The following is a 21,692-nucleotide window of genomic DNA, read 5'->3' as shown; positions in this document are numbered from 1 at the left end:
CCCGCCCGTCGTTCTCCGGAGAATCGAGATATGCCGAGCACCTCCCAGCACCCGCACACCGCCACCGAGCCGGACGCACAGACTGCCCACGACGCTTGGCGTTCGAGCCGCCGGGCATCCGTCACCGGGCCAACCGGCAACCTCTCCCTCGTCGAGACCAGCTGGCTGAACGACGAGACTCCCGAGACGATCGAGGCGGCGGCCGCCCGTCTCGCCGCCGAGCAGCCGGCGACGGTGACCGTGACGACGCTGCAGCGCACGCACCTCGACACCGGTGCCACCGAGGTCGGCATCCGCCGTTGGGACGCAGATGCCCCGGCGATCCGCGCCTTCGACGAGATCCCGACGTTCGCGTTCGACCCGTCCTGGGTGCAGGCCGCGCAGTTCACCCCGGTCGCCGGCTCACGGACCGTGCCCTTCGAGCACATCCGCGACAACGGCGGCTCCCGCGAACTCGTCGTCCCCGGCGACATCACCTTCACCCGGGACGGAACCCGGTACACGATGAGCGCCTTCGACGACGGCGGGACGCTGCTCCTCATCTTCGGCGACGCGACGAACGGTCGAGACGACGAGACGGGCACCTACGGATCGGGCCGGTTCCTCTTCGTGCAGCGGGCCGACGAGGGCGGATTCGGTACCGCCGGCGAGGTCGTGCTCGACTTCAACCGCGCCTTCGTGCCGCCCTGCGGCTTCTCGGTCCAGTACAACTGCCCGATGCCGCCCGCCCAGAACCGTTTTCCGGGCGACGTCCTCGCCGGAGAACGCTTCGTCCGCTTCACCGACGGCTTCGACGTCTACACCCTCTGACACCCCACAGCGCTAGCGCCCCACAGCACCAGCACCCCACAGCACAGGAGTACCCGTGAAGAGAACCACCGGCGTGATCGCCCTCTCCGTCGCCACCGCAATCGCCCTCGCGGGCTGCGCGGGCGGCGGCGGCACCTCGAGCACCGGCGACGAGGCGACGATCGCCATCGGCTCGCTCTACGAGCCACAGAACCTCAGCAACACGGGCGGAGGCGGCCAGGGCGTCGTCGAGGCTCTGAGCGGGAACGTCTACGAGGGGCTCTACCGGCTCGCCGACGACGGAGCGGTCGAACCCGTGCTCGCCGCCGACAGCTCAGTCAGCGACGACGGTCTCACCTACACCTTCACACTGCAGGACGGCGTGACGTTCCACTCCGGTGACGCGCTCACCTCGGCTGACGTGAAGTCGAGCATCGAGGCGGTCACCGCCGAGGACTCGCAGTCGGCGCGCAAGAGCAGCTTCGCCGTCATCGCGGGGATCGACACCCCGGATGACAAGACCGTCGTCATCACGCTGTCCGAGCGCTCGATCTCGTTCATCTACAACCTCAGCTATGTGTGGATCGTGAACGACGCGGCGACCGACCTCAAGACGAGCGAGGACGGCACCGGTCCGTACACACTCGGCGAGTGGAAGCGCGGCAGCACCGTCAGCCTCGAACGTTGGGACGACTACTGGGGTGATGCTGCGAAGAACGCCGAGGTCGTGTTCACCTACTTCACCGATGCCACCGCGCTCAGCAACGCGCTCGTCACGAAGCAGATCGACGTCATCACGAGTGTCCAGAGCCCTGACCAGCTGAGCCAGTTCACCGACAACGCCGACTACGTCGTCTCGGACGGCGACTCGACGACGAAGGAGCTGCTCGCGTTCAACGATCGCGTCGCACCATTCGATCAGGCGCTCGTCCGCAAGGCCGTCTCCTCGGCGATCGACACCAAGAAGCTCCTCTCCTCGATCTGGGGCGACTACGGCACGCTCATCGGCTCCATGGTCCCCCCGACGGACCCGTGGTACGAGGACCTGACGCAGGTGAACCCCTACGACGTCGAGCTCGCCAAGCAGGAGCTGGCGGACGCCGGATACGCCGACGGCTTCACGTTCACCCTGGACACCCCGAGCTACGACCCGCACCCGGCCGTCGCGGAGTTCCTCCAGAGCGAGCTCGCGAAGGTCGGCATCACCGCCCGGATCAACACGATCAGCGCCGACGAGTGGTACTCGAAGGTCTTCAAGGAGCGCGACTTCCAGGCGACGCTCCAGGAGCACGTCAACGACCGCGACGTCGTCTGGTACGGGAACCCCGACTTCTACTGGGGGTACGACAACCCGGAGGTCACGCAGTGGGTCGCCGAGGCGGAGCAGGCCATGACGACCGACGAGCAGACCGCGAAGCTCAAGCTTGTCAATGAGCAGATCGCTGAGGATGCGGCGAGCGTCTGGCTGTACCTGTACCCGCAGATCGTGATCGCCGCGAGCGACGTGTCCGGGTACGGCGTCAACGGCCTGAACTCGCAGTTCTTCGTCGCGGACATCGTCCGCAAGTAGTCCGACGCGCATCGCCGTCCGGTGCTCCGGTCGGCGATGCGTGCGATCCTGAGACCCACCATGCTCCTCTACCTCCTCCGCCGTTCCGCCTTCCTGGTGGTGTCGTTCCTCGTCGCCATGACGGTGCTGTTCGTGCTGCTCAGGCTCCTGCCCGGGGACCCGTCGAACGCGCTCCTCTCGGTGAACGCGACGCAGGAGCAGATCGACGCGGCGCGCGAGCAGGTCGGCGCCGATCGACCGCTCGGGGAGCAGTTCGCGGCTTGGTTCGGTGGAGTGCTCACGCTCGACCTCGGGTCGTCGTTCGTCAGTTCCCTGCCGGTCGGCCCCGAGATCCTCGCGCGCCTGCAGGTCACCGTGCCGCTCACCATCCTGGCCTTCCTCCTCGCACTCGTCATCGCCCTCGTCGCCGGCGTCGTCTCGGCGCTCCGTGCGGACCGTTGGTACGGCGTCGCGCTCTCGGGGCTGTCGCAACTCGGTATCGCCGTCCCGGTGTTCTGGGTGGGCATCCTCCTGGTCAGTGTGTTCGCCGTCACGCTCCGGCTCTTCCCGTCCGGCGGATTCCCCCGCGACGACTGGGCGGATCCCGTCGCCGCACTGACGAGTCTCGCCCTGCCCGTCATCACCATCGCCATCGTCATGAGCGCCTCCATCACGCGGTACGTGCGCTCCGCCACGCTCGACGTGCTCGGAAGCGACTACCTGCGCTCTGCTCGCGCCCAGGGCTCCGGATTCGGTGAGGCCTTGCTCCGCCACGGTACGCGCAACGCCGCCGTCCCCGTCGTCGCGATCCTCGGCATCGAACTCGCGACGACCTTCCTCGGCGCGGTCGTCGTCGAGAGTGTCTTCAGCCTGCCCGGGCTCGGCTCGATGCTGCTCACCGCCATCCAGCAACACGATTACCCCAACATCCAGGGCATCCTGCTCGTATCGACCCTCGTCGTCCTCCTCACGGGGTTCCTCGCCGACGTCGTGCAGCGGCTCATCGACCCACGCCTGCGCACCTCCATCTCGGGGAACGGACTCCGATGAGCGCGACCGAGGCGCAGACCGCGCTCACTCCCCCGCCAGACCGCTCGTCCAGACGCCGCGCACGGTCGACGACGCTGACCATCGGGATCGTGCTCGTCGGGATCATCGTGCTGCTCGCAGGGATCTCACTCCTGTGGCTGCCGTACCAGCCGTCCGACACCTCTGGCGGACGCCTCGAAGGCCCGAGCGGAGCGCACTGGCTCGGTACAGACAAGCTCGGCCGCGACCTCATGACACAACTCATGATCGGCGCTCGAATCGCGCTCGCCACGGGAGCCGGGGCCGTCGCCGTCGGCGCTGTCATCGGCATCGCCCTCGGCCTCGCCGCGGCATTCGCCGCGCCCTGGCTCGACGACACCATCTCAGCCGCCCTCGACGTCGTCATCGCCTTCCCTGTCCTGCTGCTCGCGATGCTCATCGTCGCGGCGCAGGGTGCGTCACTCGGCACTGCGATCCTCGCCATCGGTCTCGCCATGTCCGCGATCGTCGCCAGGCTGACCCGGATCCTCACGAAACGCGTGCTCGGCGAACAGTACGTGGTCGCTGCCCGTACGTCCGGAACGAGCTGGCCGGGAGTGATCCGCCAGCACATCCTGCCCAACATCTGGCCGACGCTCAGCGTCAACCTGGCCCTGCAATTCGGTATCGCCGTCCTCGCGGAAGCCAGCCTCTCCTATCTCGGGCTCGGTGCACCGCCGCCCAACGCATCCTGGGGTCGACTGCTGCAGGAGGCCCAGGCGACGGTCACCACCGCACCGGTCGGAGCGATCGCGCCGGGCATCGCCATCGTGATGCTCGTCGTCGGCGTGAACTTCATCGCCGACGGACTCCGTGAGCTCGGCGACCCGACGAGGAGGCGAGGCGCATGAGCGAACTCCTGTCCATCCGAGGACTGACGATCACCCGCGCCGGCCGCCGCGTCGATCGGGCGACGCCGCCCCCGGCCGCGCTCGTCTCCGGCCTGGACCTCTCGGCCACCGCAGGATCCCGCGTCGGCCTCATCGGCGGCTCGGGCTCAGGGAAGTCGTTGACATCTCTCGCCGCACTCGGCCTGCTCCCCGAGCAGTTGGTCGCGACGGGAAGCATCCGATTGCAGGACACTGAGGTCGTCGGTGCTACCGACCAGGCACTGCGCCCTCTGCGCGGCACGGTCGCTGGCCTCGTCTTCCAAGAGCCGCTGACCGCCCTCGATCCGCTCATGCGCGTCGGTGACCAGCTCGCGGAGCCGCTCCGCCGGCACAGCGCACTCCGCAGAGCGGCGCTGCGGAGTGCCGTCACCGACGCCTTGCGCGAGGTCGCCCTGAGCGATACGAGCCGCATCGAACGGTCATATCCGCACGAGCTGTCCGGCGGACAGCGACAGCGCGTCGCCATCGCCATCGCCCTCGCCGGACGACCGCGTCTCCTGATCGCCGACGAGCCGACGACCGCGCTCGACGTGACGGTCCAGGCCGAGGTGTTGGCGCTCCTCGACCGACTCGTCCGTGAGCGCGGGATGGCGCTGCTCTTCATCAGCCACGACCTCGCCGTGGTCTCGCAGATGGTGGACGAGGTGATCGTGCTGAGCGACGGCCGAGCCGTTGAGCGCGGCCCTGTCGCCCAGGTGCTGTCGGCGCCGCAGCATGAGGACACCCGCAGACTCGTCGCGAGCGCGCGAGCCATCGACGACGCGCTGGAGGACCCCCGATGACCGCGGACGAACGGCCCCTCCCCGGGCAGGCTGCCCCGATCCTCGAGCTCGACTCCGTCGACTTCCGATACCGCGGCGGACGTCCCGCCCTCGAGGACGTCTCGTTCAGCGTCGGTCAGGGCGAAGCTGTCGGGATCGTCGGCGAATCGGGGGCCGGAAAGAGCACCTTGCTGCGACTGCTCCTCGGACTCGACGCTCCGACAACCGGTACCGTCCGCTTCGACGGGACCCCGCTCGAGCGGAGGGACCGGAGACGGGTCGCAACCTTCCGCGCCTCGGTGCAGGCCGTCTTCCAGGATCCGTACTCCTCGCTCGATCCCCGACAGCGGATCGGACGCATCGTCGCGGAACCCCTGCGATCACTCGGTCTGGCATCGGCGCAGGACGCGCCGGCTCGAGCCGTCGCGGCCCTCGACGCCGTCGGGCTCCCGACCGATGCGGTCGCACGCTATCCGCACGAGTTCTCCGGCGGCCAACGTCAACGCATCGCCATCGCCCGCGCCATCGTCGCGAATCCACGGCTCCTGCTCGCCGACGAGCCGGTGAGTGCACTCGACATGACGACGCGGATCCAGATCATCGAGCTGCTCGCAGAACTGCGCGAGCGGAGCGGGCTCGCGCTCGTCATGGTCTCCCACGACCTCGGTACGGTCGCAGCGCTGTGCGAGCGCACCGTCGTCCTGCGCCACGGACGTGTCGTCGAGGAGGGCGAGACGAGGCAGGTCCTCCACGCCCCCACGGCCGACTACACGAGACAGCTCATCGCATCCGTTCCACGACTGCCACACTGAGCGCCGGGACGCGCCCGAGGAATCCCGGTCGCGGGGAATACGGTGAGGGCTGCGGCCGTTGGACCACGAGTGGCCCAGGCCGCAGCAGCCCACACACAGGAACAGGATCCGTGCCAGACGATCATCAGCGTGCCGACGACCACCACGACGGAACCGAGGGCTCCTGGTTGAGCGACGACGAGCGACGAGCGCTTCGGAAGCCGCTCGCGGAACGCGCCGTCGTCAGCAGCCTCGCGTTCACGGGACTCGTCGCCGCGTTCATGATGACGCTCGTCACGCCGCTCGTCCCCTCACTTCCCACCATCCTCGGCGTCCATGCCTCCGACAGCATGTGGGTCGTCACGGCGACACTGCTCTCCGCAGCCGTTGCAACGCCCATCGCCGGCCGTCTCGGCGACCTGTACGGCAAACGCCGCATGGTGTTGATCTTGCTCGGCATCATGATGGCGGGCTCGGTGCTCGCCGCGTTCTCCTCGACGATCGTCCCGCTCATCATCGCCCGCGCGCTGCAGGGCATGGCGATGGGAGTGATCCCCCTCGGCATCAGCATCCTCCGTGACGTCCTGCACGAGAAGCGCCTCGGTCCTGCCGTGGCGCTCGTGAGCGCGACGCTCGGTATCGGCGGTGCCGTCGGCCTGCCCATCTCCGCGGTGATCTCCCAGTACCTCGACTGGCATGTCCTCTTCTGGGTCGCCGGAGCGCTCGGTCTCGTCGGGTTCATCCTCGTCGCGCGTTTCGTACCGGTCAGCACACTGCGGACCTCCGGCACCTTCGACTGGATCGGCGCGATCGGTCTCGCAGCCGGTCTCGTCCCGATCCTCCTCGCCGTCTCGAAGGGGAACGAATGGGGTTGGACGAGTCTCGGAACCCTCGGCTGCCTGATCGGCGGCGTCGCGGTCCTGCTGTTGTGGGGCTGGTACGAGCTCCGGACCTCGAGTCCACTCGTCGACCTGAGGATAGCGGTCAAGCGCACCGTCCTCTTCACCAACCTCGCATCGATCACCGTGAGTTTCGCCTTCTTCGGGAGCACCGTCGTCCTGCCTGGAATCCTCGAGGCACCGGTCGGCACCGGGGTCGGCCTTGGACAGAGCATGCTGATCGCGAGCCTCTGTCTCATGCCGAGCGGCCTGATCATGTGGGCCATGTCGCCGGTGGCCGCACGGCTCACGGCTGCCAGGGGCGCCAGACTCAGTCTGCTCATCGGTATCGCGATCATCGCGATCGGCTATGCGGTCGCGATCGGCCTCATGACGGAGGTCTGGCACACGGTGCTGACCGCCACGGCGGTCGGCTTCGGTGTCGGTTTCGCCTACGCCGCCATGCCGACGCTGATCATGGGCGCTGTGCCGCCGAGCGAGACGGCCGCATCGAACGGGCTCAACTCGGTGATGCGCACGCTCGGGTCCACGATCGTGAGTGCGGTCATCGGCGCGATCCTCTCGTCGCAGATCGTCACGGTCGGCGCCGTGACCACCCCGAGCGCCGACGCCTTCCGGTTGAGCTTCGCGATCTGCGCCGCTGCCGCGGTGATCGGACTGGTGTTCACCATCCTCCTGCCACGACACCACGCGAAGGACAGCCGCTCGAGTCTGCACGAACGATGATGAGCGGCGACGTTTCCCTCATCGCCGCCTTCCGTCGTGTGACGGACACGACTCCTGGAGCGTTCCTCCGCGCACTGGACGATTGAGGCAACACCACTCGTCGTCCGGGTCCCGGCATCGTGGCAGAGCGCGACGAGTGAGGCGGTCGTCAGCCGACGATGCCGAGGGTGAACGGCAGGACCGGGCCTGCCCCGCCGCGGCGGAGGACACGCCCGGCGACCGTCAGCGTCCAGCGGCTGTCGGCACGATCATCGACGAGCAGGATGGGTCGCCCCTCGATCTCGCTCAGCTGTGCGCGGAGCTCCTGCCCGACGGCGAAACCGTCCCAGACTCCGGCGAGACGGTATGCGCTGTTGCCGCCCGGCCCACCACGCGGACCGTCGCCGACGAGATCGAGTTCGCCGAGATACGGCAGACGACCGAGTGCGGCGATGCCGCGCGCCACCGAGTCCACGAGCAGCGGCTTCGAACGGGACGGTATGCTCACGACCGCTGCCGGGCGTTCCGCCCAATCCCAGTCCGCGAGCACGCGGACACTCGCGTCGATGACGGCACGAGACGCCGGCGCGTCGACCGCTCCGGCCGCGAACAGTTCCCGGAGCACACCTCCCCATCCGAGATCCGTGAGTCTGGCGAGAGCCCGCCCCGGTTCCAGCCGCTCGTCGGGGGCGATACGACCCTTGACGGGGACACCGCCGGCGGAGACCCCGAGGCGATCGGCACCCGTGGGCCACTGAGCCCGCGGCTCGAGTTCGACGCCGACCCGGCCGAGCGCCTCCGATGCCGACGCGGCGGCAGCGGTGTCGAGCTCAGTGGGGAACCACGCGCCGGCGCATCGGTCGCATCGCCCACACGGGACCGCACTCTGATCGTCGAGATCCCGCTGGAGCACGAGCATGCGGCATTCCTCGCCGCGCTCGTACTGGAGCATCGCCTGCTGCTCCGCGACGCGCGCTTCAGCGATCCGCCGGTAACGTTCGCCGTCGTAGCTCCAGGGCTGCCCGGTCGACACCCAGCCGCCCGCGACCCGCTGCACCGCACCGTCGACGTCGAGTACCTTGAGCAGCAGTTCGAGCGGCGTACGGCGCAGGTTGACGAGCGCTTCAAGCGCCGGCGTCGATCGCGGCCGATCGTCGAGCGCGTCGAGCACTGCTCTTGCACGGACTTCGTCGGGCATCGAGGCGGTCGCGAAGTACTGCCAGATCTCCTCGTCCTCGGAACCCGGCAGCAGGAGGACGTCGGCGTGCTCCGTGGCACGACCAGCGCGTCCGACCTGCTGGTAGTACGCGACCGGCGATGACGGGGCTCCGAGGTGGACGACGAACCCGAGGTCGGGCTTGTCGAAGCCCATACCGAGCGCGCTCGTGGCGACGAGGGCCTTCAGTCGATTCTCTTTGAGGAGGCGCTCCGACTCCTCGCGTTCGTCTGGATCCGTCCGGCCCGTATAGGCACGGACCTCATGCCCGGCCTGCCGTAGCAGTCGTGCCGTGTCCTCCGCGGCCGAGACGGTCAGGGTGTAGATGATGCCGGAACCCGTGAGACCACCGAGGTGGCTCAGCAACCACGTGAGGCGGTCTCGAGACTCGGGCAGGCGCAGGACCCCGAGGCGCAGCGACGCTCTGGCGAGCGACCCTCGGATCGTGAGGACGTCACCGCCGGGCCCGTCGGCGGCCGACGGCGCGGTGAGCTGTTCGGCGATGTCGTGCACCACCCGGGCGTTCGCCGTCGCCGTCGTCGCGAGCACCGGGACATCGAGCGGGAGTCTGCCGATGAGCTCCGACAGGCGACGATAGTCGGGACGGAAATCGTGGCCCCAGTCGGAGATGCAGTGGGCCTCGTCGATCACGAGCATGCCGGTACGCGCGACGAGGGTCGGGAGCTGTTCGTCGCGGAACCGCGGATTGTTCAGTCTCTCAGGCGACACGAGCAGCACGTCGACCTCGTCGGCTTCGAGTCGGGCGCGGACGTCGTCCCATTCGTGTGCATTCGCCGAGTTGATCGCGACGGCACGGACACCGGCTCTGGCCGCGGCGGCGACCTGGTCGCGCATGAGCGCGAGCAGGGGCGAGACGAGCAGGGTCGGGCCTGCGCCGCGACGACGCAACAGCGCCGTCGCGATGAAGTACACCGCGGACTTCCCCCAGCCGGTTCGTTGCACGACGAGCGTGCGCCGGTGTTCGTCGACGAGCGCGAGGATCGCCTCGAGCTGTCCGTCGTGGAACCGTGCGCCGGCGACGCCGGTGAGCGCTTCGAGGGCCACCGTCGCCTCGGCGACCGAGTCGGGCGGATTCGTCGGGACGTGGTCGAACTCGGGCGCGGTGCTGTCTGACATGTCGCCAGTCTGTCAGCACCCGCTGACCGTCGCCGTCGATCGGATGAGGTGATGTCGGCGCTTGCCGATGCCGAGCCTGTGGAGGACGCTCTCAGTTGCCGTCCGCTGCTGCGACCAGCTCCGCGATGACGAGCTTCGTCTGCCCCATCATGCACTTCATCGCGCGCCCGGCACGTTCGCGGTCCGGGTCGTTCTGCAGTTCGACGAGGATGCCCGGCACGATCTGCCAGGACAGCCCCCAGCGATCCTTCAGCCACCCACACTGACTCGGGCTCCCGCCGTCGGCGATGAGTCCGTCCCACAGGCGGTCGATCTCCTCCTGTGTGTCGGCCTTCACCGAGAAGGAGAACGCCTCGGTGAAGGAGAAGATCGGTCCGGCGTTCATCGCGTTGACGGGCAGCCCGTCGAGCTCGAACTCGACGACCATCGCCTGGCCAGCCGGCATCGGTCCACCCTCGGGATACCTGTTGACCGAGACGATTCTCGAATTCGGGAAGAGCGACACGTAGAACTCCGCCGCCTCCTCGGCCTGCGAGTCGTACCAGAGGAACGGTGTGACGCGATGCTCCATGATGCTGCTCCTTCTCCCGATGCCGAGCGGGATCGCTCAGGCGGTCTTCCTGGCCTTCGCCGGCGCCTTCTCCGCCGCCGGCTTCTTGGCGGCCGGCTTCTTCGCTGTCGACTTCTTTGCGGCCGCCGTGTCGCCGGTCCGTGCGTCAGCGGCTGGCTGCTTGGCACCGCGCTGGCGCTCGATACTCCGTTTCAAGACCTCCATGAGGTCGATCGGCTCGGCCGGTTCGCCCTCGTCGGTCTCAGGCTGTTCGCCGAAGGTCGCAGCAGTGTCGAGCGCGTCACCCTGCTCCAGCTTGGCCTCGATGAGCTTCCGCAACTGCGCCTGGTACTCGTCCACGAAGACATCCGGACGGAAACGCGAGGAGAACGACTCGACGAGTGCCTCGGACATCTCGAGCTCTTTGGCGGAGATCCTGACGGACTCCTCCAGTGCCGGGAAACGAACCTCGCGCACCTCGTCCTCCCAGAGCAGCGACTGGAGGACGATGACGTCCTCGCGCACCCGGAGGGCTCCGAGTCGCGTCTTCTGCCGGAGGGCGAAGCGGACGATGGCCGTGCGGTCCGTCTCCTCGAGCGTCCGCCGGAGCAGCACGTACGCCTTCGACGACGCAGAATCGGGTTCGAGAAAGTAGCTGCGTTCGAACATGATCGGATCGAGGTCGTCGCTCGGCACGAACTCGACCACCTCGATCTCCCGGCTGCGCTCCTCCGGGAGGGACGCGAGGTCGTCCGCGGTGAGGACGACCGTCTGCTCGCCGTCCTGGAACGCCTTGTCGATGTGGTCGTAACTGACGATCTGGCCACAGATCTCGCACTTGCGCTGATACCGGATGCGTCCGCCATCGGCATCGTGGACCTGATGGAGCGAGAGGTCGTGGTCCTCGGTGGCGCTGTAGACCTTGACCGGGACGTTCACCAGTCCGAACGTCACCGCGCCTTTCCAGATCGCGCGCATGGATCCCTCCCCTTCGATCGCGGACCGACCGCGGCCTGCGCCCAGTAGACACCCACGAACCCGTCAAGGGCTAGCCCTTGACGACGTCGCGCGGCAGGCTGATCCCCATGGCGACGACCAGCAGGAGCGATCGGGAGGCGCAGTGGGTCAGCGTCGACGGCCACCGGATCCAGCTGACCCATCTCGACAAGGTGCTGTACCCGGCGACGGGCACGACGAAGGCGGAGGTGCTCGCGTACTATGCCGCCGTCGCCGAGCATCTCCTGCCGCACGTCGCCGACCGCCCGGCGACCAGGAAACGCTGGGTGCACGGCGTCGGCACAGCCGAGGCACCGGAGGCCGGTTTCTTCCAGAAGGACATCGGCCCGTCGGCTCCGTCCTGGGTGCGGCGCCGGCCGATCGAGCACAGCGACCACACGAACGAGTACCCGCTGATCGACGACCTCGCGACGCTCACCTGGCTCGCCCAGCTCGGGGCGCTGGAGCTCCACGTCCCGCAGTGGCGGTTCGACAGGTCGGGGGAACGCCGGAACCCGGACCGGCTCGTGCTCGACCTCGATCCGGGTGACGGCGTCTCGCTCGCCGAGTGCGCAGCCGTCGCCGGGCTCGCACGTCCCGTCCTCGTCGACATGGGGCTCGACCCGGTACCCGTGACGAGCGGCAGCAAGGGCATCCACCTGTACGCGGCCCTCGACGGCCGCCAGAGCGCAGCCGAGGTGTCACTCGTCGCTCACGAGCTGGCCAGGGCGCTCGAGGCCGATGAGCCAAGCCTCGTGGTCAGCGAGATGGCGAAGCGACGCCGGACGGGGAAGGTGTTCGTCGACTGGAGCCAGAACAACGGCTCGAAGACCACCATCGCGCCGTTCTCACTCCGCGGGCGACTGCGCCCCACCGTCGCGGCGCCCCGCAGGTGGAGTGAGCTGGATGGTCCGGATCTCGCCCAGCTCGACTTCCGCGAGCTGCTGGAGCGTTTGGCCGGCGGCTGGAAAGACCCGTTGTCGGTGCTCGGTGATGCGAGGCCGTCGATCACGATCCGGCCGTCGGAACACGAGGACCGACTTGCCGAGTACCGGCACAAGCGGGATGCGACCCGGACGCCTGAGCCGGTTCCGGAGGACCGCCCGGCACCCAGTCCGGCGGGCGCCGCTCTCGCGTTCGTGATCCAACGACACGACGCCCGCAAGCTGCACCACGACTTCCGGCTGGAACACGACGGCGTGTTGGTCTCCTGGGCTCTGCCGAAAGGCGTCCCCGACGAAGCGGCCAGCAATCATCTCGCGGTGCGCACCGAGGATCACCCGCTGGAGTACGGCAGCTTCGAGGGGACGATCCCGGCGGGCGAGTACGGCGCCGGTGAAGTCGCGATCTGGGATGCAGGAACGTACGAGCTCGAGAAGTGGCGCGACGACGAGGTGATCGCAACCCTGCACGGCGAAGTCGGAGGGCGGCTCGGGGGCCCCGTCCGCTTCGCGCTGATCCGGACCTCCGGCGGCGATGAGCGGGGGAAGCCGTCCTGGCTCATCCATCGGATGCGCGCACCCGGAGAGACGCCGGCGCCGACCGCGCACCCTCCCCGCGCGCCGCTCGCCCCGATGCTCGCGAGTCCGAGTGCTCCGGACGACGTGGTCGACGACGGCTCGTGGGCGTTCGAGATGAAATGGGACGGCATCCGCGCCATCGCGAGCATCGACGGCGAGACGGGACGGATCAGGCTGACGAGCCGGAACGGCAAGGACCTGACCGCGGCGTACCCGGAGGTCGTCGCCGAGCTCGCCGACGGCATGGGTGGCCGGGCCGCCGTGCTCGACGGCGAGATCGTCGTCTCGGGGCCCGATGGACGCCCCGACTTCTCGTTGCTGCAACGCCGCATGCAGCTCACCTCGGAGCGCGATGTGGAACGCGAGCGCCGACGCACCCCGGTCCGCCTCCTGCTGTTCGACCTGCTCTCCCTCGACGACGTGGACCGGACCTCGCTGCCGTACCGGGACCGTCGCGAGCTCCTCGAGCGGACGGTCCAGGGCGGCGCGGTCGTACAGGTGCCACCGGCTGTCGACGGCACACTCGGCGACGCCTTCGAGGTGAGCCGTCGGCTCGGCTTGGAGGGCGTCGTCGCGAAGCAACTCGACGGCCGGTACCGATCGGGCAGGCGGAGCAGCACCTGGGTGAAGTTCAAGCACGAACGGATGCAGGAGGTGGTCGTGGCGGGCTGGCGACCGGGCAGAGGCGGACGGACCGGCGGTATCGGCTCGCTCCTGCTCGGCGTGCCGGGTGCGGACGGCCGCCTGCACTACGCCGGCCGGGTGGGCAGCGGATTCACCGACCGCGAGCTGGCTGCAACGGCAATACGGTTCGAGGACCTGGCCCGGCGCTCGACAGACCTGGTCGGTGTCCCCACCGCCGACGCCGCCGACGCGAACTGGCTCGATCCGACCCTCGTCGGTGAAGTCCGATTCAGCGAGTGGACACCGGACGGCCGGCTCCGGCATCCGGTCTGGCGCGGCTGGCGTCCTGAGCTGACGGCCGATGGTCTCGAAGCCCCGTCGCGGGACCGCGGCGCAGGCAGCTGACGGCCGACTCCTGGATCGCCTCGGGCAGGATCTCGTGGGTGAGCGGGGAGGTCTTCGACAGGTAGCTCCACCCCTCCCGGACGTCCGCCGGCATGTCGAGCAGCATGTCCATGAGGTCCTAGGCGGAGAGGAGGACGACGCCGAGCTGCGGAGCCGTCGTGCTTGTGCGACGGTCCCCGCGCGTCCGACGAACTCGACACCGGGCGCCCCGGTGAGCAGTTCTGCCAGGACGACACGCGCCGCTCGGCACCCTCCGGCAGCATCTCGTCGCGTCAGCGGTGTCGGCCGGCAGGAACCGACCGACACGAGCCATCACTCGTCTGTGGCGGCTGGCGCCTCGAGCAGCTCGTGCACGCGCGGGACGACCTCGGTGCCGTAGAGCCCGATGCTCTCCATGAGGTGCTCGTGCGGGAGCGTCCCGTTGCTGATCTTGAGGTCGACCCTCGAGAGTCCGAGGCCCTGCACCGCCACGGCGACCTTGCGCGCGACGGTCTCCGGCGATCCCACGAAGAGCGCACCCTCAGGGCCGGCCTCGTCCTCGAAGTGGCTGCGGGACATCGGGCTCCAGCCACGCTCACGACCGATGCGGTCCATCATCGCGCGGTAGTGCGGCCACAGCTGCTCCTGAGCACGCTCGTCCGTCTCGGCGATGTGTGCTGGTGAGTGCATCCCGACCGGCTGGGTGGGTAGCTCGAACTGGGCGAGTGCGCGGTGGTACAGGTCGACGAACGGCGCGAACCGCAGGGGGCCGCCGCCGATCACCGCGAGCATCATCGGCAGGCCGTATCGCGCGGCACGGACGACCGACTCCGGGCTGCCGCCGACGCCCACCCAGGTCTTCAGCGTGCCGCTCTCGAGGCGCGGGTACACGGACTGCTCCCGCAGCGGTGCGCGGGTGTTGCCCGACCAGGTGACCGGACCCTCCTCGCGGAGCGCTGCGAACAGTTCGAGCTTCTCCTCGAAGAGTTCCTCGTACTGCGAGAGCTCGTAGCCGAAGAGCGGGAAGGACTCCGTGAACGAGCCGCGTCCGAGGATCACCTCGGCCCGCCCGTTCGAGATCCCGTCGAGCGTGGCGAAACGCTGGTAGACGCGGACCGGGTCATCGGAGCTGAGCACGGTGACCGCAGACCCCAAGCGGATGCGCTCGGTCCGCGACGCGATGGCCGCGAGCACGACCTCGGGTGAGGAGACCGCGAAGTCCGCCCGGTGGTGCTCTCCGACGCCGATGAAGTCGAGACCCACCGATTCCGCGTGCACCCCCTGCTCGACGACGTTCCGGAGGACCTGCGCCTGCGACAGCGTGGCGCCGTCGGCGTCGACGGTGACGTCCCCGAAGGTGTCGATGCCGAATTCGAGGGGTGTGGTCATGTGGGATCCTCCATGTTCGCGTGGTGGGCGTGCTGCGTCGTCGACGGGTCGCCGTGTACATGCATTTGCATACATCTCGGTCAACCTCGCCCGAACGATGACTATTCCCGGACCAACCCAGCGTGCCAGAGTGCGCCCATGCGGCGCACGCCGAAACCTCGACTCCGAATACGTCGACGACGGCACGGTGGCCTCCGACACCTCCCGCCCGTGGCACGCGAAGGTCGTCGGCCTCCAGCCGCTCGGCCGCTGAGACGACCCTCCCAGCCACGCTCTGAGATGATGGGACACCAGCACCCCGAGCCTTGGAGCCCCCGTGTCGCCGCGCCGATTCTTCCGCCTGATCGCGATCGCCGAGGCGATCACCTGGACCCTGCTCATCATCGGCATGATCCTCAAGTACGGCGCGAAGACGACCGACGTCGGCGTCAGCATCGGCGGCGCCGTCCACGGCTTCGTCTTCCTCGTCTACGGCGCGAGCGTGCTGCTCGTCGGCAATCAACCAGCGGTGGCGACCCGGCACGATCCTGGTCGGGCTCGTCAGCGCCGTCGTCCCGTACGCGACCATCCCCTTCGACATCTGGGCCGACCGTGCCGGGCGCCTCGACGGCCCGTGGCGCCGTGACGCCGGCGACGACCCACGCGATCAGCGCGTCGTGGATCGCACGACCCGCTGGCTCGTGCGCCACCCTGTGCTCCTGACCGTCGTCGGCACGGCGGTCGTCATCGCGGTCTTCAGCGCTCTGCTCATCGTCGGACCTCCAGTCCCGAAGGCCTGATCGGGCGAGCCGCAGAGGATGACACGCGGCAGGACGCAAGCGGGGCTTGACCTGTGTCGCCACCGGTGGCATCGTGGCGGCCAACGAATGTGAACGGTGTCCACAAGAGGTCTGGTGGTCGCCGCCGCCCAACCGAGGAGGCTTCCGGATGTCGAAACCCACGAGCGAACTGCCGGCGCGGCCACCCGTCGTCGACCGGGTCGAATGGGAACGGTCGCGCGACGCGTTGCTCGCCCTCGAGAAGACGGAGACGCGCGCGAAGGACGAGGCGAGTGCGGCCCGCCGCCGCCTGCCGATGGTCGAGGTCGGCGAGTACGTGTTCGACGGCGCCGATGGACCGGTGAGCCTTTTCGAGCTGTTCCACGGCTTCCGCCAGCTGGTCGTCCAGCACTTCATGTTCGAACCGGAGTGGACTGAGGGATGCCCGAGCTGTTCCAACCTGGCCGACCAGATCGGGCCGCTCGTCCATCTCCAGGCCTACGACATCACCGTCGCCCGGATCTCGCGGGCACCGATCGATCGACTCCTCGCCTACAGCGCACGGATGGGCTGGGAGCCCCGCTGGGTCTCATCGGAGCACTCACCGTTCAACCGCGACTTCGGGTGGACCCAGGACACGGGCGAGGTACCCGGCATCAGTGTCTACCTCCGCGACGGGGACCGGGTGTACCAGACGTACGCCACGACCGGTCGTGGCGTCGAGTCGCTGTCCTCCTTGACGGGCTATCTCGATCTCGCGCCGTTCGGCCGCCAGGAGGACTGGCAGGACTCCCCAGCCGGATGGCCGCAGCAGGCTCCGCACCAGCGCAATCGCCGGAAGGACGAGTACGGGGCCGTTCCGGTGAGCATCGCGTCCCGACCGGCTCGATGACCGATTGGCCGGTCGGAGACCCGGGAACGCTTCGGCCTCAGGCGGTCAGCCGAGGAGGTCGACCAGTGCGCGCGTGATCTCCCTGCGGGCATCCTCTGGGGAGAGGGTCGCCGCGCCATCGCCCGGTTGCACGCCGTAGTCGCCGAAACTCGCGTGGTTCGCACCCTCGATCTCGACCATCGTCGCGTCCGCGGGGAGACGGACGCGAACATCGGCGACCTTGTCCGGCGTGCTCAAGCCGTCATCGCTTCCAGCGAGACTCAGCACCTCGAGCGAGGAGGACGACAGGTCGTTCGCGCAGTAGCTACCGAACAGGACGAGCCCCGAGAGGGCCGGGTCGTCCGCGAGCTGGCAGGCCCGGACGCCACCGAGCGAGTGCCCGCCGACGAACCAGGAGTCGACATCGGGGGCCGCGGCGGTGAACGTCGACAGCGGACGCTGATCGAAGAACGCCAGGTTGAGCGTCGGCTTCGTGATCACCACCGTGACCCCGGCCTCCTCGACCACGCCGGCGAGCTTGTACAGGTACGCGTACGGATCGACCTTCGCCCCGGGGATGAACACGAGCCCGGTGCCGTTCGGCGCCTCGTCGGCCTCCTCGGTCGGTTCGAGCAGCACGGCGTCGCCCACGTCCGTCACCCGCACCGCGGGGTCGTTCCAGACCTCGAGCGCGATGTCGCGGGTACCCTGCATGACGATCTGCGTCCACGCGACGAAACCGAGGACCACGATCACGAGGACGGCCACGATCCAGAGCACGATCGACACCGGGCGCCTCATCCTGGGGGCTCGGCTGGTCTGCTCGCTCATGTCGCTCCTTGTGACGTCCTCGGCGGCGGCACACCCGCGACCTGCCTTCAGTATCCCAAACGCGCGCTGTCCACAGGGTGCTCCGCTCCCGAGCGGCCTGTCAGCCGATCGCCCTATGCTCGTCGGGTGACCACCACTCGCACGAAGCATCCCGCTGGCCCGTCGATGACGATCGGCCTCATCACCCACCCCACGAAGAACATCGACGACTCGGTCCGCATCCTGCGCGCGTGGCAGCTCGAACACGGTGCACGGCTCGTCGGTCGGCAGACGGAGGCGAGCCGCCTGGGAGACGACGTCGAGCTGCTCGACGACGACACGTTCGCCTCCTCGGTCGACGTCGCGGTGGCCATGGGCGGCGACGGCACCATGCTCGGAGCGATGCGTCTCCTTGCCGGACGCTCAGCGCCCGTCCTCGGCGTGAACTACGGCAACGTCGGTTTCCTCGTCGAGGTCGAACCGACGGCACTCCCCGACGCCCTGCAGCGGGTGAGCGACAAGGAGTTCTCCCTCGAACCGCACCACGGCCTCGAAGTGACCATCACGACCGGCGACGACGTCACGCACCTGCTCGCCTTCAACGATGTGTCCATCGCACGACGCCCCGGCACCGGCGTGGTCATGGCCGACCTCGCCGTCGACGGCACCGCCTACGGTTACTTCAAAGCCGATGCGATCGTCATCGCAACGCCGACGGGCTCCACGGCGTACAACTATGCGGCGGGTGGGCCGGTGCTCTCGCCAGCAGTCGCCGCGACCGTGGTGACCCCGGTCGCCCCGATGTCGGGCATCGACCGTTCGTTCATCCTCGGCCCGGCAGAGCGCCTGCAGTTCTCGGTCGGCGCGGCGACGAAGCAGGCGGCGGTCGAGATCGACGGTCAGGTGCTCGCAGACGTCGCAAGTGGTGCCGTCGTGACGGTCAGGCTCGTCCGCGACGCCGCGAACGTGGTCCGCCTCGACCCCAGCAGACACTCTCGGAAGGGGCGGCTCAAGCTCAGTCTCCTCGACCTCCCGCTGCGCCGCGACCAGCTACTCGACCTCGTCCCACCGGACATCCGCGCGCGCGTGGAACGGCCGTCGCGGGTGCGACGCGCCCGGTCGAAGCCCGCGGACCCCTCGCACTGAAGCCTGTACTTCGACAGGCTCGGTGACCGGAGTGCTTCGGTGACCGGGTTGGCCTGAGCGAGATCGATCTCTGACCGGGCGCTCAGCAAGCTGGCACGACGAGTGGCGCTACGCCGGGAGGACGACGCCGATCGGCTCGCGCTTCTCCGCTTGGAAACGATCCTCGGTTCGGCCGTTCGCCCAGTAGCCGGAGAGCGACAGCTGGCTCCGGTCGAGTCCGCGCTGGTTGAGGAACACGTCTCGCAACGCCTTCATGGACTCTCGCTCGCCGTGAGCGAAGACCTGTACGCGGCCGGCCGGCCACGGGTGCCCGGAGACCGCTGTCGCAAGCAGGCCTGCCGTGCTGTCGTCGCGGCTGCTGCGCCCGACCCAGATGAGCTGGACGCCGGCGGGGTGGACCAGGTCGATGAGGTCGTCCGTGCCACCGATCTCCAGGAACGCGAGGCCCCTCGCCTCTGCGGGGAGCGCTTCGAGCGCTGCGGCGATGGCGGGGACCGCCGACTCGTCGCCAGCGAAGAGATGCCAGTCCACTGCCGGATCCGGACGGTACGCGCCACCCGGACCGGCGAACACGACGCGGTCCCCCGGCTGGGCTGCCGCTGCCCAGGGGCCGGCGAGCCCCTCGTCGCCGTGCACCACGAAGTCGATGTCGATCGTGCGCGCCGAGGTGTCGACACGGCGGACTGTGTACGTGCGCGTGACGGGCAGATCCTCGGGTGCGAGCGTGTCGCGGAGCACCGCGATGTCGTAGGGCGGGTCGAGCTCGAGTTCAGGCTTCGCGAAGTAGATCTTCACATAGCTGTCGGTGGCGTCCTTCGGCTGGAAGTCGGCGAAGCCCGGGCCCCCGAGCGTCAAACGCACGAGGTGCGGGGTGACCCAGGTGGTGCGGACCACTTCGAGGATCGTCTGCGGACGGGGGGCTCGGGGCGCTGGTGTCGTCGTCATGATTGCCTCCATTCTGCCGCCGATCCGCGACCGGCTGGGCTCGAAGGTCCGATTCACCGCACCATCCGTCCGATCGGAGCGGCTCCGGCCGACCATCATTCGGCGTCGACCGGGTCATCCGACACTCTGATCACGAGCTTTCCGGCGATGCCGCCGCGTGCAAGCCGCCGCAGCGCGTCGGGCACACGCTCGAGTGGCAGCTCCGCGTCGACGGTTGACACGACGGTTCCTGCGACCAGATGGGCTGCGAGCTCTGCGAGGTCGGTCGGCCGTTCGGCGGAGACGAGCATGACGATGCGCTGCCGGACGAACGGCGCGGTGAGGACGCCTCGGAGCTGGTGCGCGACGCCCCCGAGCATGCTCCCACCCCCTTCGCCGCCGGCCAGCACGATCGCACCGCCCGGCACGGTCGCCGCCCGGAGCTCGCGGATCGTCCGCTCTCCGGCGATCTCCAGGACCAGGTCGAAGCGCTCGACGCCCCGGGCGATCGCCTGGGAGAGGGTCTCGGACCGGTAGTCGATGACCGCCTCAGCGCCCAGCGATCGAGCGAGTCCGGCTTTCGCCGCGCTGCAGACTGCTGTCACGTGCGCACCGGCAGCCACCGCGAGCTGGATCGCGAAGCTACCGACCCCGCCGCCTGCCCCGATGACGAGCACCCGTTGCCCCCGCTGGAGGCGTCCGGCATCCCGCAGTCCATGCAAGGCGGCGCTGCCAGAGGTGGGGAGTGCGGCGAGCTGCGAGAGCGGCACGCCCCGTGGGGCCGCGAGCAGTCGGTCGGCCCTGGTGACGGCATGGTCGGCGAATGCGGCGTCGGCCGTACCGAAGACCACATCGCCCGCCTGCAGACCTTCGACGCCCGCGCCGAGCGCGACGATGGTCCCGGCGAGATCACGACCGCGGCCTCGCAGTTTCGGACGCTGCAGGCCGAATCCGAACAGCCGTAGCAGCAAGGGTCTACCGGTCATGAGATGCCAGACGCCCATGTCGATTCCGGCAGCGTGCACCCGGACGAGCACCTCGCCCGGCCCTGGACTCGGCACCGGGACCTGCTCCGTGCGGAGCATCTCGGCGTCGCCGTACTCATCCTGCACGATCGCGCGCATCCACGTCGGGATCGTGACGTCGGTCGGCTCACTCACGGCTGGTCTCCGTCGGTCTCGGGGTAGTGGAACACGGCATCGAGCGGCACCTGCAGCGCACGCGCGATCTTGAAGGCGAGCTCGAGTGTGGGCGAGTACCGGCCCTGCTCGATGGCGATCACCGTCTGTCGAGTGACACCGATGCGCGCGGCAAGCTCCGCCTGCGTCAGTTCACCGGCGCCGAAGCGCAGCGACCGGATCGAGTTGGTGACGACGGTCGGCTTCACCATGCGGGGATCCCCCGTCGGTAAGCGGCGAGCTTCGCGACACCACCGAACACAGCTGAGCAGACGAACGCGAGATAGAGCAGATTGGCGATCCAGAACCCGTCGGTGTCGACGAGCGCGAGCAGCAGTGCACCTACCCCGCCGATGACGAGGAAGGCCCGCCCGACGGCATCGCCGAACCTGGCGATGTCGCGGTCGCGTTGGTCCGCGAGCGACGACTCCTTCGAGGAGACGATGCCGGCGACGATTCCCACGACGATCGAGACGGCGATGGCGCCACCGATCGTCCAGAGGAGTGGCGCCACGTAGGCGATGTCGGGCAGCGGTGCGTGCGTCGCTGCGCTCAGCACGATCACGAGGTACACCGCGTACCCGCCGATCGCGGTGACGAGCATGATCCATGCCCGCTGTTCCTGTCTCGTCATCATGGGCTCCTCTGCTCGTTCAGGTCCAACCCTGCTGAATGTATAGAAAAGCAGACACGGCGTCAAGAATCTTTTACATCTCGCCGCGATGGACGCCGATGAC

At 68.8% G+C, this 21,692-nt stretch carries 22 protein-coding genes; 13 read left to right on the top strand and 9 right to left on the bottom strand.

What is annotated here, in order from left to right; genetic code table 11:
- The first annotated feature begins 30 nt into the window (after positions 1 to 30).
- From ABMA10_RS10770 to ABMA10_RS10740, 7 genes are all read left to right on the top strand, one after another.
- The gene (locus ABMA10_RS10770; RefSeq protein WP_431031491.1) at positions 31 to 810 is read left to right on the top strand and encodes a DUF1684 domain-containing protein; all 780 of its coding nucleotides are present in this window, start codon (positions 31 to 33) and stop codon (positions 808 to 810) included.
- Positions 811 to 865: 55 nt separating this feature from the next.
- A complete protein-coding gene (locus tag ABMA10_RS10765) occupies positions 866 to 2,359 on the top strand; it encodes an ABC transporter substrate-binding protein (RefSeq protein WP_347866644.1) in 1,494 nt (497 codons plus the stop codon).
- Positions 2,360 to 2,419: 60 nt separating this feature from the next.
- Positions 2,420 to 3,388, top strand: coding sequence for an ABC transporter permease (locus ABMA10_RS10760; RefSeq protein ID WP_347866645.1), 969 nt, complete (start codon positions 2,420 to 2,422; stop codon positions 3,386 to 3,388).
- Positions 3,385 to 4,257, top strand: a complete 873-nt coding sequence (locus ABMA10_RS10755) for an ABC transporter permease (protein ID WP_431031490.1) — start codon at positions 3,385 to 3,387, stop codon at positions 4,255 to 4,257. Before ABMA10_RS10760 ends, ABMA10_RS10755 begins: the two co-directional genes overlap by 4 nt.
- Entirely contained in the window at positions 4,254 to 5,078 is an 825-nt protein-coding gene (locus ABMA10_RS10750) for an ATP-binding cassette domain-containing protein (RefSeq protein ID WP_431031489.1), read from the top strand. The genes ABMA10_RS10755 and ABMA10_RS10750 overlap by 4 nt, the downstream gene beginning before the upstream one ends.
- Positions 5,075 to 5,869, top strand: coding sequence for an ABC transporter ATP-binding protein (locus tag ABMA10_RS10745; protein ID WP_347866647.1), 795 nt, complete (start codon positions 5,075 to 5,077; stop codon positions 5,867 to 5,869). Before ABMA10_RS10750 ends, ABMA10_RS10745 begins: the two co-directional genes overlap by 4 nt.
- A 110-nt stretch (positions 5,870 to 5,979) precedes the next feature.
- A complete protein-coding gene (locus ABMA10_RS10740; RefSeq protein WP_431031488.1) occupies positions 5,980 to 7,473 on the top strand; it encodes an MFS transporter in 1,494 nt (497 codons plus the stop codon).
- A gap of 148 nt (positions 7,474 to 7,621) precedes the next feature.
- Here ABMA10_RS10740 and ABMA10_RS10735 read toward each other — a convergent pair whose 3' ends face one another.
- The 3 genes from ABMA10_RS10735 to ABMA10_RS10725 form a co-directional block, all read right to left on the bottom strand.
- Entirely contained in the window at positions 7,622 to 9,805 is a 2,184-nt protein-coding gene (locus ABMA10_RS10735; protein ID WP_347866649.1) for a RecQ family ATP-dependent DNA helicase, read from the bottom strand.
- Between the two features lie 91 nt (positions 9,806 to 9,896).
- Positions 9,897 to 10,376 carry a VOC family protein gene (locus ABMA10_RS10730; protein WP_347866650.1) on the bottom strand — a complete coding sequence of 160 codons (480 nt, stop codon included), beginning with the start codon at positions 10,374 to 10,376 and terminating at the stop codon, positions 9,897 to 9,899.
- Positions 10,377 to 10,412: 36 nt separating this feature from the next.
- The gene (locus tag ABMA10_RS10725) at positions 10,413 to 11,333 is read right to left on the bottom strand and encodes a Ku protein (protein ID WP_347866651.1); all 921 of its coding nucleotides are present in this window, start codon (positions 11,331 to 11,333) and stop codon (positions 10,413 to 10,415) included.
- Between the two features lie 107 nt (positions 11,334 to 11,440).
- Between ABMA10_RS10725 and ABMA10_RS10720 the strand changes: the two genes are divergently transcribed.
- The gene (locus tag ABMA10_RS10720) at positions 11,441 to 13,900 is read left to right on the top strand and encodes an ATP-dependent DNA ligase (RefSeq protein ID WP_347866652.1); all 2,460 of its coding nucleotides are present in this window, start codon (positions 11,441 to 11,443) and stop codon (positions 13,898 to 13,900) included.
- Positions 13,901 to 14,212: 312 nt separating this feature from the next.
- Here the strand turns inward: ABMA10_RS10720 and ABMA10_RS10715 are convergent, their stop codons facing one another.
- The gene (locus ABMA10_RS10715) at positions 14,213 to 15,268 is read right to left on the bottom strand and encodes an LLM class flavin-dependent oxidoreductase (RefSeq protein ID WP_347866653.1); all 1,056 of its coding nucleotides are present in this window, start codon (positions 15,266 to 15,268) and stop codon (positions 14,213 to 14,215) included.
- 97 nt (positions 15,269 to 15,365) lie between these two features.
- Between ABMA10_RS10715 and ABMA10_RS10710 the strand changes: the two genes are divergently transcribed.
- The 4 genes from ABMA10_RS10710 to ABMA10_RS10695 all read left to right on the top strand — a co-directional run bounded on the left by ABMA10_RS10710 (position 15,366) and on the right by ABMA10_RS10695 (position 16,918).
- Entirely contained in the window at positions 15,366 to 15,521 is a 156-nt protein-coding gene (locus ABMA10_RS10710) for a hypothetical protein (protein WP_347866654.1), read from the top strand.
- Between the two features lie 63 nt (positions 15,522 to 15,584).
- Positions 15,585 to 15,893, top strand: a complete 309-nt coding sequence (locus tag ABMA10_RS10705; protein WP_347866655.1) for a DUF3817 domain-containing protein — start codon at positions 15,585 to 15,587, stop codon at positions 15,891 to 15,893.
- 31 nt (positions 15,894 to 15,924) lie between these two features.
- Positions 15,925 to 16,047, top strand: coding sequence for a hypothetical protein (locus ABMA10_RS10700; protein ID WP_347866656.1), 123 nt, complete (start codon positions 15,925 to 15,927; stop codon positions 16,045 to 16,047).
- Between the two features lie 148 nt (positions 16,048 to 16,195).
- On the top strand, positions 16,196 to 16,918 hold the full coding sequence (locus tag ABMA10_RS10695; RefSeq protein ID WP_431031487.1) for a DUF899 domain-containing protein: 723 nt from the start codon (positions 16,196 to 16,198) through the stop codon (positions 16,916 to 16,918).
- Positions 16,919 to 16,963: 45 nt separating this feature from the next.
- On the opposite strand, the gene ABMA10_RS10690 is transcribed toward ABMA10_RS10695, so the two are convergent.
- Positions 16,964 to 17,728: an alpha/beta hydrolase gene (locus ABMA10_RS10690; RefSeq protein WP_347866658.1), complete on the bottom strand. Its 765-nt coding sequence runs from the start codon at positions 17,726 to 17,728 to the stop codon at positions 16,964 to 16,966.
- Positions 17,729 to 17,854: 126 nt separating this feature from the next.
- On the opposite strand from ABMA10_RS10690, the gene ABMA10_RS10685 reads away from it, so the two are divergent.
- Entirely contained in the window at positions 17,855 to 18,853 is a 999-nt protein-coding gene (locus ABMA10_RS10685; RefSeq protein ID WP_347866659.1) for an NAD(+)/NADH kinase, read from the top strand.
- Positions 18,854 to 18,961: 108 nt separating this feature from the next.
- Here ABMA10_RS10685 and ABMA10_RS10680 read toward each other — a convergent pair whose 3' ends face one another.
- The 4 genes from ABMA10_RS10680 to ABMA10_RS10665 form a co-directional block, all read right to left on the bottom strand.
- On the bottom strand, positions 18,962 to 19,798 hold the full coding sequence (locus ABMA10_RS10680; protein ID WP_431031486.1) for a siderophore-interacting protein: 837 nt from the start codon (positions 19,796 to 19,798) through the stop codon (positions 18,962 to 18,964).
- A 95-nt stretch (positions 19,799 to 19,893) separates the two neighbouring features.
- A complete protein-coding gene (locus ABMA10_RS10675) occupies positions 19,894 to 20,937 on the bottom strand; it encodes an NAD(P)-dependent alcohol dehydrogenase (RefSeq protein ID WP_431031485.1) in 1,044 nt (347 codons plus the stop codon).
- A complete protein-coding gene (locus ABMA10_RS10670; protein WP_347866662.1) occupies positions 20,934 to 21,167 on the bottom strand; it encodes a helix-turn-helix transcriptional regulator in 234 nt (77 codons plus the stop codon). The genes ABMA10_RS10675 and ABMA10_RS10670 overlap by 4 nt, the downstream gene beginning before the upstream one ends.
- Positions 21,161 to 21,589: a hypothetical protein gene (locus tag ABMA10_RS10665; RefSeq protein ID WP_347866663.1), complete on the bottom strand. Its 429-nt coding sequence runs from the start codon at positions 21,587 to 21,589 to the stop codon at positions 21,161 to 21,163. The genes ABMA10_RS10670 and ABMA10_RS10665 overlap by 7 nt, the downstream gene beginning before the upstream one ends.
- Between the last annotated feature and the right edge of the window lie 103 nt (positions 21,590 to 21,692).

The sequence above is a fragment of the Plantibacter sp. RU18 genome, from assembly GCF_050613355.1.
Classification (GTDB): Bacteria; Actinomycetota; Actinomycetes; order Actinomycetales; family Microbacteriaceae; genus Plantibacter.
The sequence above is the reverse complement of the archived record's forward strand: the minus strand, read 5'-3'. Positions and strand labels throughout refer to the sequence as shown.

Excerpts from the sequence above, each read along its gene's own strand:
- ABMA10_RS10770 (WP_431031491.1), top strand. The coding sequence starts at position 31 with ATGCCGAGCACCTCCCAGCACCCGCACACCGCCACCGAGCCGGACGCA.
- ABMA10_RS10760 (WP_347866645.1), top strand. The coding sequence starts at position 2,420 with ATGCTCCTCTACCTCCTCCGCCGTTCCGCCTTCCTGGTGGTGTCGTTC.
- ABMA10_RS10755 (WP_431031490.1), top strand. The coding sequence starts at position 3,385 with ATGAGCGCGACCGAGGCGCAGACCGCGCTCACTCCCCCGCCAGACCGC.
- ABMA10_RS10750 (WP_431031489.1), top strand. The coding sequence starts at position 4,254 with ATGAGCGAACTCCTGTCCATCCGAGGACTGACGATCACCCGCGCCGGC.
- ABMA10_RS10745 (WP_347866647.1), top strand. The coding sequence starts at position 5,075 with ATGACCGCGGACGAACGGCCCCTCCCCGGGCAGGCTGCCCCGATCCTC.
- ABMA10_RS10735 (WP_347866649.1), bottom strand. The coding sequence starts at position 9,805 with ATGTCAGACAGCACCGCGCCCGAGTTCGACCACGTCCCGACGAATCCG.
- ABMA10_RS10730 (WP_347866650.1), bottom strand. The coding sequence starts at position 10,376 with ATGGAGCATCGCGTCACACCGTTCCTCTGGTACGACTCGCAGGCCGAG.
- ABMA10_RS10725 (WP_347866651.1), bottom strand. The coding sequence starts at position 11,333 with ATGCGCGCGATCTGGAAAGGCGCGGTGACGTTCGGACTGGTGAACGTC.
- ABMA10_RS10720 (WP_347866652.1), top strand. The coding sequence starts at position 11,441 with ATGGCGACGACCAGCAGGAGCGATCGGGAGGCGCAGTGGGTCAGCGTC.
- ABMA10_RS10715 (WP_347866653.1), bottom strand. The coding sequence starts at position 15,268 with ATGACCACACCCCTCGAATTCGGCATCGACACCTTCGGGGACGTCACC.
- ABMA10_RS10710 (WP_347866654.1), top strand. The coding sequence starts at position 15,366 with ATGACTATTCCCGGACCAACCCAGCGTGCCAGAGTGCGCCCATGCGGC.
- ABMA10_RS10695 (WP_431031487.1), top strand. The coding sequence starts at position 16,196 with ATGTCGAAACCCACGAGCGAACTGCCGGCGCGGCCACCCGTCGTCGAC.
- ABMA10_RS10690 (WP_347866658.1), bottom strand. The coding sequence starts at position 17,728 with ATGAGCGAGCAGACCAGCCGAGCCCCCAGGATGAGGCGCCCGGTGTCG.
- ABMA10_RS10680 (WP_431031486.1), bottom strand. The coding sequence starts at position 19,798 with ATGACGACGACACCAGCGCCCCGAGCCCCCCGTCCGCAGACGATCCTC.
- ABMA10_RS10670 (WP_347866662.1), bottom strand. The coding sequence starts at position 21,167 with ATGGTGAAGCCGACCGTCGTCACCAACTCGATCCGGTCGCTGCGCTTC.
- ABMA10_RS10665 (WP_347866663.1), bottom strand. The coding sequence starts at position 21,589 with ATGACGAGACAGGAACAGCGGGCATGGATCATGCTCGTCACCGCGATC.